Annotated in this window: 9 protein-coding genes; 6 read left to right on the top strand and 3 right to left on the bottom strand. The window is 45.2% G+C overall.

The genetic code is table 11. The annotated features are described in order from the left end of the window. The first annotated feature begins 6 nt into the window (after positions 1-6). The 4 genes from def (at position 7) to pepN (ending at position 5,481) form a co-directional block, all read left to right on the top strand. On the top strand, positions 7-549 hold the full coding sequence (gene def, locus L976_RS06855; RefSeq protein ID WP_047535447.1) for a peptide deformylase: 543 nt from the start codon (positions 7-9) through the stop codon (positions 547-549). After that, positions 546-1,946, top strand: coding sequence for a COG3014 family protein (locus tag L976_RS06850; RefSeq protein WP_047535444.1), 1,401 nt, complete (start codon positions 546-548; stop codon positions 1,944-1,946). The genes def and L976_RS06850 overlap by 4 nt, the downstream gene beginning before the upstream one ends. Positions 1,947-2,013: 67 nt before the next feature. Further along, on the top strand, positions 2,014-2,607 hold the full coding sequence (lpoB, locus tag L976_RS06845) for a penicillin-binding protein activator LpoB (protein ID WP_007645693.1): 594 nt from the start codon (positions 2,014-2,016) through the stop codon (positions 2,605-2,607). Positions 2,608-2,847: 240 nt separating this feature from the next. Continuing rightward, positions 2,848-5,481 (top strand): aminopeptidase N, encoded by a 2,634-nt coding sequence (pepN, locus tag L976_RS06840; protein ID WP_047535424.1) that lies wholly within the window; start codon positions 2,848-2,850, stop codon positions 5,479-5,481. Positions 5,482-5,535: 54 nt separating this feature from the next. Here pepN and L976_RS06835 read toward each other — a convergent pair whose 3' ends face one another. Beyond that, positions 5,536-7,062, bottom strand: a complete 1,527-nt coding sequence (locus L976_RS06835; RefSeq protein WP_052183972.1) for an EAL domain-containing protein — start codon at positions 7,060-7,062, stop codon at positions 5,536-5,538. Between the two features lie 260 nt (positions 7,063-7,322). Here L976_RS06835 and L976_RS06830 point away from each other — a divergent pair, with 260 nt between their 5' ends. Further along, positions 7,323-9,215, top strand: coding sequence for a methyl-accepting chemotaxis protein (locus L976_RS06830; RefSeq protein WP_047535423.1), 1,893 nt, complete (start codon positions 7,323-7,325; stop codon positions 9,213-9,215). Positions 9,216-9,300: 85 nt separating this feature from the next. Here the strand turns inward: L976_RS06830 and L976_RS06825 are convergent, their stop codons facing one another. Further along, positions 9,301-10,665 carry a diguanylate cyclase domain-containing protein gene (locus tag L976_RS06825; protein WP_047535420.1) on the bottom strand — a complete coding sequence of 455 codons (1,365 nt, stop codon included), beginning with the start codon at positions 10,663-10,665 and terminating at the stop codon, positions 9,301-9,303. A gap of 310 nt (positions 10,666-10,975) precedes the next feature. Here L976_RS06825 and L976_RS06820 point away from each other — a divergent pair, with 310 nt between their 5' ends. Beyond that, positions 10,976-11,929, top strand: a complete 954-nt coding sequence (locus tag L976_RS06820; protein WP_047535418.1) for a DUF72 domain-containing protein — start codon at positions 10,976-10,978, stop codon at positions 11,927-11,929. Between the two features lie 22 nt (positions 11,930-11,951). Here L976_RS06820 and L976_RS06815 read toward each other — a convergent pair whose 3' ends face one another. After that, on the bottom strand, positions 11,952-13,421 hold the full coding sequence (locus L976_RS06815) for an inorganic phosphate transporter (protein ID WP_037414918.1): 1,470 nt from the start codon (positions 13,419-13,421) through the stop codon (positions 11,952-11,954). Positions 13,422-13,457: the final 36 nt, after the last annotated feature.

The following is a 13,457-nucleotide window of genomic DNA, read 5'->3' as shown; positions in this document are numbered from 1 at the left end:
AATGCGATGTTTAAAAATGAGATACAACACTCCTGTCAGCCGCTACCGATTGCCCAGGTAGGGGAAGCCATTTTAAAACAACGGGCAATTGAAGTACGCGACTTTGATAAAACGCTCAGTCAGTTAGCATCGCAAATGGTGGCAAGCATGGTAGAGGCAAAAGGCGTCGGTATCGCTGCCCCACAAGTGCACAGCCCGCTAGCGCTATTTATCATGGCATCACGGCCAAACGAGCGTTACCCCGATGCACCGCTAATGGAGCCCGTTGTAGTGGTTAATCCACACATCGAGTTGGCATCTTTACAACTCGAAAAAGGTGAGGAAGGCTGTTTATCTGTCCCAGGACAACGGTTTACCATTTGGCGTCACCACAGTATAGTTGTGCGCTATCAAAACCTAGCGGGACAGTGGCAACACGCCGAATTAACGGGTTTTATTGCACGTATTTTCCAACATGAATTCGATCATCTTCAAGGGATCACTTTGCTTGAGCGTTCACAAATGCCACAGCAAACACTAATGGCACAAGAAGGTAACCCACAGGCATGAACACCACCTTCATTCACTCTTTTATCAGACCCACCATCAGCACATTGATGCTCACCGCCATCTTAGGTTCGAGCGGCTGTGCCTATAACAGTATTTTTATCAATTATCCGGCACAAATCGCGCCAATCAAACAAGATCTCAATACCGCGACGCCCATGGCGGATATCGACAAATTAGCCAGTAATATCCAAGGCAATGACGGTTTGCTTTACGCTCAAGAAGCGGGGCGCATCGCTCAAGTTGCAGGGGATTTTGCCAGCAGTAAAAAATACTACGAGCAAGCGGTGGCGGCCTACACCGCCTTTGATGATAAAGCCAAGATTAGCGCCAGCGATATCGGCGCGACGGCGACAAGCTTAGTGTTAAATGACAATGCGATTCCCTACCGCGGCCCGGGCTTTGAGCGCATTATGCTGCACCAATATCAGGCGCTCAATTACCTATTCAGCGGCGACTATCAAGGCGCGCTAGTGGAAGTTCGTCGTAGTAACGAATTGCAAAGTTCTGAGCAAGAACGCTATCAAAAATCGCAAAAATCGGTACAAGCTATGGCTAATGGTACGATCGATGCCGAAGTGAATAAACTTGGGCAAGCGGCAGGCACTGTCACCAGCTCCTTCCTAAATGCTTATAGCTATTACACGACGGGCGTACTACACGAAGTGCTTGGTGAACCAAACGATGCCTTTATCGATTACCGTAAAGCAGCACAAATCACTCCTGATAACACGTATCTGCAACAGGATTTAGTGCGTCTTGCCAAACAACTCGGCATGCCGCAATACGATGAGTTTAAAAAGCGCTGGGGCGATGCCAAGCTACCCAAAGCAGGTGAAGGCCAAGTAGTGTTGATGGTCGAAAAGGGCTTTGTCCCTGAAAAACAAGCGCTCACAGTGCCCTTCACTATCCATGGCAACTGGCAAACCGTGTCTCTAGCGACCTATGGGCCAAACAATAGCTATGTGCCAGAGACTCAAGTGCAGGGCTTAGGCACAGTGCTTAAAACTGAACCTATCGCCAATATTGATGCCTTAGCGATTACCGCCTTGAAAGAAGATTTACCCGGAACCTTAGTCCGCCAAGTTGCAAGGGTTTATGCCAAATCGGAAATGGCTTATCAAGTCGAAAAAAGTGGTAAACCCGGCAATAATGCCGCCGATATTGGCAGTATTGCTATGCAGATTTTTAACGTTGTTACCGAACAGGCGGATCGCCGTAGTTGGTTAACACTGCCGAAACAGGCACAAATTGGCAGGCGTTATCTCAATCCTGGCGAATACACACTGCAATTGGATAAAGCACCACCGGCCAAAATTGACGTTGCCGCAGGCAAGACCACCTTGGTCTGGGCAATTGATACTGGTAATTACACCCGAATTTATTCAATAATCATTTAACCGAGCGGTGAATGTTTGAATAAAACGAGTGTCATTAAGTTTTTACAATCACAAAATGGAACTGACTATGAAACAATTTAAACTGATTTTTGTGCTGGCTGCCGTGATGGGTCTGGCTGCATGTCAATCTAAAGTAGAGTATGGTGATGCCACAGAGGTTGAAACCGTTAACGAAAACTTTGGCTCAACGGATCTGCAAGCCATTGCCGCTAAAATGGTTGATAGCATGATGACTTTCCCACCTATCGTGGCCATGACAGCGAACAACCGCCCAATTTTGTTTGTCGATAGCATCAAAAACAAAACCTCTGAGCATATCGATACTGAGTCAGTAACCGACTCTATCAGCAACAAATTATTGCGCTCAGGCAAGTTCCGTTTTATCGACATGACAAAAGTCGATTCAGTTCGTAAGCAACTGGATTACCAAAACAATACCGGTATGGTTGACCCATCAACCGCCATCAAGTTTGGTCGTCAAATCGGTGCCCAGTACATGCTGTATGGCAATCTATCAAGCATCGTTAAGCAAGATGGCAGCACCAAAGACGTTTACTACAAGATGACTATGCGTCTAATGGACTTAGAAACAGGTCTTATCGAATGGTCTGACGAAAAAGAAATCCGTAAGACCAAATCTAAGTCTTTCTTGGGCATGTAATCCCGCTCAAAGTGATAGGCTAATGCCGAAACATCCAAAAAAAGCCAGCATTTTTGCTGGCTTTTTTTACATTTTTAACATTGGTTATCCATGCTAAATAAGGTAGTGTACTCGCCCAAAACACTAAGCAATGATGCCGCTTTTGTATGGAGAAGAGTTCGCGACACAATCAGGCCGACTCTTGCCCCACGACGCCGCATCTACGCCACAAATAAAGTAAATCGTTGAAGGATTTAAGTAGTGAATTTGTTTAAAGCTAGCCTAGTCGCCCTCACCTGCTCTGCATTAATGTCGTGCGCCGTTAAAAGTCCTTTAAATACAGGGCCAAGGGACGCCAGTCCCTATATCAGCCAGTATCAGGCAAGCCTACGTTCACAGGTAATATCGGATGTGCATTATGAGTTGGATTTTCAACTGACGGGCGACACGCAATTCAGCGCAACAACTAAGATCCACTTCAATCTTAGCGAGGTTCCTAAGCAACTGAGCTTGGATCTAAGCAAAGCACAAATTAAGCGTTTTTTGATTAACGGAACCGCCATTTACCCCAATTACAATGGTGCCTATATCAGCTTAAACACCCGCTTACTGACCTCGGGTGATAACACAGTTGAAGTGCAATTTACCCGAGCGCACAGCACTAATGGCGAAGGCTTGCATCGCTTCCAAGATCCCGTCGATGGCAAGGTCTACCTCTACTCTCACTTTGAGCCTGCCGCTGCTCAACAGATGTTTGCAGTATTTGATCAACCCGATTTAAAAGCCAATTACAAAATCAGTGTGACCGCGCCGAAGGATTGGCAAGTGATCAGTACCATGCGCGAGTCCTCTGTCACACCTGCGGGGACCATTAATCGTTGGGAGTTTCCTGAAACGCCTAAATTAAGCCCTTACAATTTCTCTATGCATGCTGGCCCGTACCATATGTGGCAGGATAATTCCGGCCGTTATCCTATGCGATTATTTGCACGACAATCCGTTACTCACCAAGTGACCCCACAGGACTGGTTTACCTATACAAAACAGGGGTTAACCTTCTTTGACGCCTATTTTGGTATTCCTTATCCCTTTAAAAAATACGACCAAATCCTAGTGCCAGACTTTCTCTATGGCGCAATGGAAAACGCAGCAGCAGTGACCTTTGCCGAAGATCATTTCCTCCACAAAGCAGAAATGACCGCCGAGCAAAAACAAAGCTTGGCGGGTGTTATTATGCACGAAATGGCCCACCAGTGGTTTGGCGATTTGGTCACTATGAAGTGGTGGAATGGCCTGTGGTTAAACGAAAGTTTTGCTTCTTTTATGGGTACACTCGCGACCCAAGAAGCCACCGAATTTACGAATGCTTGGCGCAGTTTTTATGCTCAAGGCAAACAGCGTGCCTATGAGCAAGACAGCTTAGTCACTACCCATCCGATTGAAGTGCCTGTAGCTACCACCCAAAATGCCTTCGACAATATCGATGCTATTACCTATCAAAAAGGCGCCTCGACACTCAAGCAGCTACGCCATTTACTTGGTGATCTAGTGTTCCGCCGCGGCGTGAGCAACTACCTCAAACAATACAGCTACCAAAATGCCGAGCTGGATGACTTTATCAATAGCCTCGCTAAAGCTGCGGGCAGAGACTTAAGCGCATGGACACAGGAATGGTTATACAGCGCAGGGGTAAATACTATTAAAGCCGAATACCGCTGCGACGGTAACCGCATTAGCGAATTTAGCCTATTGCAATATCCCGCTAGCAGTGAACTACCGACACTGAGGGAGCAAAAAGTCCAAATTGCACTGTTTACTAAAGGACGTTTCGATTTAAGGCATGAGACCACAGTACCAGTAACCTACAAGGGCGAGCGTACCGAGGTGAAACAATTAGTCGGTGAGCGTTGCCCCGATCTGGTTTACCCCAACTATGATGATTGGGGCTTTGTGAAGGTGCAACTCGATGAAAAATCCTTCGATACCGCCAAGCAACAGTTAAGCCGAGTTACAGATCCGCTATTGCGCTCAATGTTATGGCAAAGCTTGTGGGACAGTGTACGTGAGGGCAACCTGAGTTTAGATCAATACCTCAGCACAGTATTCGTCAACGCCCCAGCGGAGAATGACTACACTGTGGTCGGTCAAATTATTTCTAGCTTGCTACGCAGTAAAGAATACCTCGCGCAGATCGCGCCTATTCAGCAAAACTATGCTGAAAATGCAGTCAAAGGCTTAGCGCAAATGAGCCTTCGTAAGACCATGGAGAGTCGAGGGGACAATGACTTCCAGCGCCGCTGGTTCGATGCCTATATCCAATTAGCCAGCGATCGTGACAGTTTACGTCATTTAGCGCAATTGCTGGACGGCACGACTAAAATCAAAGGGTTAACTTTAGATCAAGATCTGCGCTGGGCTATCATAATCCAGCTTAATCGCTACGACTTCCCGAATGCGCAGCAACGTATAACACGGGAAATAGCACGTGATAACTCAGATTCTGGGGAAAAAGCGGCATTAGCTGCTCAAGTGATCCGTCCTGAAGCTGCCGCAAAACGTCGCTGGTTGAGTAAAGTCCACGCCGATGTCCTACCGTTTGCTAAACAGCGCATCATCATGGAAAACCTCTATCCTGCGGAGCAAAAACTCTTAAGCGCAGCCACAGCTGAAGAGCGCCTCGCAAACTTAGCCGATATGGACAAAAAGGGCCCAGTGTTTATGCGTAGCTACAGCCGTAACTTGATCCCAACCGACTGTAATTACAATAGTATTACCGCCTTGGATAAAGTATTAGACAGCCAAACAGGCTTATCTAATCTTAGCCGTCGTACTTTATTAGAAACGCGTCAAGCAGAGCAGCGTTGCGTGCTAATCAAAAATAAAATGACCCACTGATAATGAGTTGAAAAAGAAGAGGCTCTGATGAGCCTCTTCTTTTTGCCTTGATCTTTACCTTACATGGGAAACCTGTAGATAAAAATGTAATAACTCTTTCAATGGTAGTGGCTTAGAATAAAAATAGCCCTGATGTTGATACACCCCTTTAGCCGCTAAATAATCTACCTGTTCTTGGGTTTCCACGCCTTCGGCAATCATCTCCATATTCGACTCGTGTCCAAAGGCAATAATGGCATCGAGCACCGCACCTTTAAGATCTTTCGTACCAATGGTATCGATAAACATCTTATCAATTTTGATACTATTAATTCCAAGTCGCTGTAAATAGCTAAAACCGCCAAAACCCGTACCAAAATCATCCAGTTTAAAGTCATGGCACAATGGTAAAACGGCTTTTATTTCAGCTAAGGCTAGCTCAAATTGAGTGATAGGTTTGCGCTCCGTCAGCTCAAATGCAATCCGCTTAACCATGGGATCTCGGTTTAAAGAGAACCATTGACTCAGCAAGCCAGACTCTAAGTGCTGCGCAACAATATTGATGCTTACCCAGCCTTTTAGTTGAGCTAAATCGCGATACACCTGATCTAGCAATAAATCGGTGATCGGTAATATGAGCCCCGAATCCTCAGCATAAGGAATAAATTGATTGGGCTGGACTAATACACCATCGAATCGACGCCAACGTACCAGCATCTCCTGCCCAACAACGTCGCCTGAACGGCAATCGATAATGGGCTGATAATAGGGAATAAATTCTTTTCGACTCATTCCTTTTTGCAGCAACATACCAAGCGACACCCGGGCAGATTGCCAGTTCCAATAAAAAATCACAGCTAAAAATGCTGCAATTAACGCTGCAATAAAGAGTACGACACTAATGCGATAGGCTTCTTGCCAATAGAGATCATCACCCGCCTTTAAGGTTAAGGTGACATCTAACGTTTTAATATAACGAGATTTCTTGATAATGCTGTGGTTTTCATCAAGATTTTCTGTCCCCCTAACCATGGGGGAAAGCCCTTGATAACTGATGAGTAATTGATAACAACCGTGGCAAAGGTTAGATAGGGTTTCGTTATAAACAGAGCTATTAGTCAGCACGACTAACTTCTGCTCACCTAAATGAAAAGCATAGGCAAGACTACGAGCACGATCGGTGGCCGCGACCGTTGTCGCAATATCGACCTGTTGTGTGCCAAAAAATAAACTTCGAGATCGATCAAGATGGTAATTGACTGGCGGACCGATATTGGAGCATTTTTTACCATCGGCAAGTTCTAGCTGAATAAAACGAACAATTGCTGGACTCAAGGATTGACTATTGAGTAACGCAATATCATCTTCATTGCAGGTAAAAGATAATTTAGCAAATGCCCGTTCAATATTTTTTTGCTTAAAATCATCAACACCATTTGCAAAAGTAAGTGTTATTTCATCAAAATCACGATTAAACCTTTTTTCTATGCTATAGGCCGTCAACCAAGGATAAATTGTACTCGCTAAAAGTATTGGTAAAAGAAAGATTAAGCATGAATGTAACCAAGGATTAAAGCACCAGCGAGGAAAACTCCATTTCATCTATACTACTCTCTTACTTATGTTTGAGTGCACTTGCTTATGACACTTTAGGAATACTATGCTAAAAAGCCTTTCAAAACTGTGCAATAAAACAAGTTCACCATGATATAAGTAACTTTTGAAAATACTTATACAAAACAAAATACTGTTAGCAGCCACAACTTTATCAAATCTGAATGATCAACCATTAATGCTTTAGCTATTTCAGCCGCTATACTTTATTAACGTTAGGTTGCTAGCGGAATTTAAAGGAATAGAATATGCGTTCAACACTTAAAACTCGCCTACTTTTTAGTAGTCTCTTAGCCGTATTCATCACTGTTGCAGTACTGGTTAGTATTTCAAGCTACGTCATTAGAAATCATGCTATAGGCAATACCCAAGGCGAGATTGATCAACTAGCGAATACTTTTGCCGAAGGTATTGGACTGTGGATGAAAGATAGAAAAACAGCCATTACAAGCCTTAAAAAGACCATAGAGGCTGACCCGAGTGTGCAAATTACCCCTTATTTATTACAAGCACATAATGCAATGGGATTTGCGCTCACCTATTTTGGTGATGAGCAAGGCAACATGTACCGCCAAGATCCAGCGCTCAATACCGCAAACTATGACCCACGTGTCCGCCCTTGGTATATGGATGCCAAAGCCGCTAATAGCATGGTTATGACTGCTCCCTATGTCAGCGCCACCCTTAAAAAACAAGTTGTGACTATCGCTGAGCCAGTGATGGTTGCGGGCCAACTCTTCGGTGTCGCCGCGGCAAACCTTACAATTGACCAACTCACCGATGCGGTACAGCGGCTTGAAGTCCCCGGTAATGGCTACACCCTGATGGTAGACAACACAGGACTAATTATTAGTCACCCCAATAGTAAGTTAAATAATCAACAACTTACTACTATTGACTCTGATTTTACCCCCACCTGGCTATCACAACGCGCCAATGCCAATACTATGGAAGAGCGAGAATTAGATGGTGAGACTCAACTAGTCTATGTAGCGAACGTTCCGTCGACCGACTGGGCGTTAATATTTGTGATGAACAAACAAGAAATCATGTCGCAAGCGACTACGCTCGCTTGGTGGATGTCCGCCGTAGGCGCTGGGTTACTGGTAATGTTTGGCTTAGTATTAGTCGCAATCTTCAAAATGCAATTCAAAGACTTAGAACGAGTTGCTTTGGCACTAAATGATATCGCAGAGGGCGATGGCGATCTGACGGTGAGAATTCACACCGCAAACAGCCATGATGAAATTGGGATCTTAGCCTCAGGTTTTAACCGCTTTGTCGAACGTCTACACGGCATGATTTCGAGAATGCACAATATTGCAGGCCAACTTGAATACCAAGCTAAGGGCAGCAGTGCATCTGCGGCAGATAACAGCCAACGCATTGCGGTTCAGCAGGACGAAGTGACCATGGTCGCCACCGCAGTCACCGAAATGGCCAGCGCCACAGAAGAGATTGCCAGCAACGCCGAACATACAGCGCAAACAGCGCAAAATGCCGTGAGCCTCTCGAATCATGGTCAAAAACAAGTGATGCAAAGTCAGCAATCTATTCGTAACTTAGCAAATGAGGTTGATACCGCAGGACGTATTATCAGCGAGCTGAATGAGCACTCACAAAAAATTAATAGCATTCTATTAACGATCAGTGGGATTGCAGAACAAACCAACTTGCTTGCGTTAAACGCAGCCATTGAAGCCGCTCGCGCAGGTGAGCAAGGTCGTGGTTTCGCCGTGGTTGCCGATGAAGTTCGCGTATTATCGCAACGCACTCACTCATCAACCCAAGAAATTCAGGCAATGATTGAAACCTTGCAACAAACAGCAGGCAAAGCCGTAAAATCCATGACTCAAAGCCATGATATGGCAGAAACGAGTGTGGCCGATGCCAACTCAGCCAGCGAGAGCCTGCTGCAGATAAGCAAAGCAATTAATGAGATATCTGATATGGCAAGCCAAATTGCAACGGCCGCAGAGGAACAAACCTCTGTGACTAGCGAAATTAATCGCAATACCGAATCAATTCGTGAAGTCTCAGAAAACCTCTCTATTGAGGCCCAAAGTGCGATGGTGCAGTCACAGGAGTTGGCTCACTTAGCCGCCTCACTGCAACAGGAAGTGTCACGTTTTAAACTATAAATACACTTGTTGCATTGAATTGATATAAACACCCGCTGTAGCGATTTTCGTTACAGCGGGTTTTAGTTAGAGTTTTAACACTGGCCTATAAGTGCTTTCCCTTCAAACCTTGATACCCCAACTCAATACGATTACCACCATTCTTTTTAGCCTTATACATGGCAGCATCAGCGCAGGAAATAAGTTGCTGTTCATCTTTACCATGCTCAGGATACAAAGCGACACCAATACTTGGAAAAATATGAATTTGCTGCTCTACAAGTTCAAAAGGCTGATTCAATATATCCAGCACTTTTTGAGCAACGAGCAAGGTATTGTGTGCAGAATCAACTCGCTCCAGTAAGATAACAAATTCATCGCCACCAAAACGCGCGACCGTATCAGAAACTCTCACGCAGCTAAGAAGCCGCTGCGCGGTAATTTGTAACAACAAATCTCCCACACTATGTCCGTAGGTATCGTTAACCCATTTAAATTTATCTAAGTCTAGATAAAGTAAAGAGAAATAACTCGACTCTCGATGCGCTCGAGATAAAGCCTTTTGAAACCTATCGTAAAATAACTCTCTGTTGGGTAGATGAGTCAACTGGTCGTAGAGTGCTATCTGCTCTAAGCGAGCCAACATTTGACGACGTTCGATGGCGAACGCAATTTGAGTCGAGACAAACTCCACCAATTCACAATCCTGTGTAGTATAGCTTCTCGAACCTGGGTTGCTATGCATTATCAACGCGCCAATCACCCCTTTGTGCAATCTCAACGGCACGCCGAGCCAGCAATCTTTAAAGGTTACTGCTAATGGCGATGAAAGCGTATTCGACATGGGACAAAAGAGTAAGGATTGTCCCGTTTGAATGATCTGCTCAGCAAAATAATTAGCATTACTGATATATGCGCTATTTTGCTCGGACACCGATAACTGGTAAGGAAAATCTAATTGATTTGAATCTTGGTCATAAAGCGCGATAGCAAAATTTTCTGCGGGTAAAAGTTTTGCAATGATCTGATGGATATGACTATAGAGGGATAACAAATCCTCGGCCACATGAACCGCCTCAGAAATCTCGTATAACGCGGCTTGCCGGCGCTCAGCATTTTTATTTTTGGTAATATCGCGAGCCACCGCAACGCGTTGTTGATATTCATCAGACCAGCGGGCTGACCACAGAATATCCACTATGCTGCCATCTTTGCGTATATAACGATTTTCAAAATCGATTTTATAGTGATCTGTCATAATTTCATTGGCCGCAGCAAGCGTACGTTCACGGTCTTCTGGTAAAACCAAATCCAACATCTGCATACCAATCATTTCATCTGGCGTGTAACCAAAAATACGTTCAGCACCCGCACTCACAAATTCAAATCGCCCCGATTTATCCACCACACAGATGGCATCTAATAGCAAATCAATAAAGCGACCAAGTGAAGTATAACCTTCGTTTTTCACACGACTCTCCCACCACGCCTGCAGACAAAACGAGAATAGCTAACTGACTATTGCAGCTAAGCTGTGCATCCCTGTATAGAACCAACGCGCGAATACTCGATGATTAAGGTTAATAGTACATAATATCATACTATTAGAGTAGGTTAATTAGCATGGCAGTTCCACTATTACAACATTCCATACATAAAGCCGGATTGGACATTAGCTTAACCCAATAACAGCATCCGCAAGATGCTTAGTATTTGACTGAGATAAAACTCTTTGAGCACAATAGCTAATTCAAATTTAGTTGATTATATCTGGAGTTATTTTGACGGGGCTTAAGTCACCTTCACACCAAGCGAATCATTTTCGCCTAGGGCTTGCAATGTGGTCTCATCAGCATTGGCAAAGCAGTGTTTATGGTGCAACAACTAAGCAAGCCGATCGCCTAGCCCGCTACGCAACCATTTTTAACACTGTAGAAGGAAATACCAGTTTTTACGCCACGCCAAATACACAAACAGTGATGAACTGGCACAGCGCAACACCAGATGACTTTCGCTTTACCTTTAAACTACCGCAGCTCATCACCCATCAAAGACAGCTGCAACATTGTCAGCAGGAACTAATGGAATTCTTTCGGGTGATGTCGCCCTTGGCTGAAAAAACTGGGCTATGGAAGATCCAACTTCCCGCCTACTTTGGCCCGGAGCAACTAACAACCTTGGCGCATTTTTTAGATATGCTTCCCCAAGACTTGACCTATGGCGTTGAAGTACGGCATTTAGCCTTTTTTGCGAAGGGAGAGGCTGAGCGAGCACTAAACCGCTTGCTGATGGATAAACAGGTAAATCGCATCATTATGGACAGTCGGCCCTTGTTTGCCCTACCGCCCGCTAGCGAAGCAATTATTGATGCCCATAAGAAAAAACCACAATTACCCGTACATGCTATCGCAACTGCAAATGCGCCAGTGGTTCGCTTTATCGGACAAACCGATGGTACTATCGAAGCCTTAGCCGCCAATAACGATAAGTTACAGATCAAAAACAACGATAGCTTTTTCAAAAATTGGTTACAGCAACTTCCCCTCTGGATTAAAGAAGGTCGAGAACCCTATCTTTTTATCCATACACCCGACAATCAAACGGCTCCAGAGCTCGCAGTTCGTTTATATCAGCAGTTACAGCAGCAAATCGCCGCTGAGATTTGCTTACCAACAATCAAGTTACACACACCACCATTGGCAGATCCTACCGCGCAAATGCAACTCTCTTGGTAAGAGGCTGCATATCAACTTCAGCTTAGCCCCAAATTGAGTTAGCGAGAATAAAGACCAATGCCGACAAGAACATCGTAATAGGCAGCGTGAGTACCCATGCCAATAGAATTTGCTTAATGGTTTGGCTTTGCAGCCCAGAGCGATTAGCAACCATAGTACCCGCAACCGCCGAAGATAGAATATGCGTCGTTGAAACTGGCATACCCGTAACGCTGGCAATCCCAATCGAAGCCGCAGCCGTCACCTGCGCAGCAATACCTTGGCTATAGGTCATTCCAGACGAGCCTATTTTTTCTCCCACGGTATAAACAATTCGCCGCCAGCCCACAAGCGTGCCACAACCCAAGGCAGTCGCAATCGCCACGATCACCCAAAGCGGCGCGTATTCGGTCGATTTAGTCAAATCCTTACGCCATTTAGCTAAAGAGCTTAACTCCTTGGCTGGTAAGTCTAATTTAGACACTTTACGAGCGGTATCATCGATACACAGCAACAACCTACGTACTTCACGGCGCTCTTCTACCGTCATATCTTGAAAACTATTCGCCTTATCCAAACGGCGATCAAGCAACGACATCGCGGGTAACACGGTCTGTGCCGAACAATGACTCAACAGCTCATCACTCGCCTCAAGCTGTGCTTTTACATCAACTAAATCGCTAATTATCGCTTGATTGCGGCTATAAATAGCCATAATCCGCCGGTTTGCATCCTGCGTCCTTGCCAAATCATAGGACTGGCTGCTCATATCGAGGGCAAAATACGCTGGGGCCATACAGATAAGCACCAGCATCACTAAACCTATGCCTTTCTGCCCATCATTTGAGCCGTGGGCAAAACTTACCCCCATGGCCGAAGCTATCAGACTGACGCGCGCCCAAAATGGTGGATGGCGTTTACCATTAATCTGAAATTGTTCATCGGGCGTACGGTGGATCTTGTGCTTTTGCCACATGAACTTCATCAGCAATAGCAGTACTCCAGCCAGCACAAAACCAAGGGTGGGCGAAATAATCAGGGATAACATGATTTGCGTGGCTTTAGTGAGATTAATGCCATGCAATATAGGCTGGTGATGTATCCAAGCAAATGCGCCACCAACCCCCATAATCGAACCAATTAAGGTGTGGGAGCTAGAAGCTGGAATACCAAAGTACCAAGTACCTAAGTTCCAGATAATGGCGGAAAATAACAGTGAAAACACCATTAACAGCCCTTGAGTGGAGTCCATCCCCAACAAGGAGTCAACGGGAAGAAGATGTACTATGGCATAGGCTACGCCAAGTCCGCCAAGTAACACTCCCGCAAAGTTAAAAAGGGCTGATGAAACCACCGCTAAATTTGCAGGCATAGCTTTGGTGTAGATCACCGTCGCAACAGCATTGGCGGTATCGTGGAAGCCATTGATAAATTCGTAGGCCAACACAAATAACACTGCCAGCACTAAAGCCACCGACCAACCAAAGCCGATAGAGGTAAATATCTCAAACATAAATCGCGAACCTATGACGAGGACGCCACAGATTAC

The organism is Shewanella sp. ZOR0012 (assembly GCF_000798835.1).
Taxonomy (GTDB): Bacteria; Pseudomonadota; Gammaproteobacteria; order Enterobacterales; family Shewanellaceae; genus Shewanella; species Shewanella xiamenensis.
This window is presented reverse-complemented; position numbering and strand designations above follow the sequence as displayed.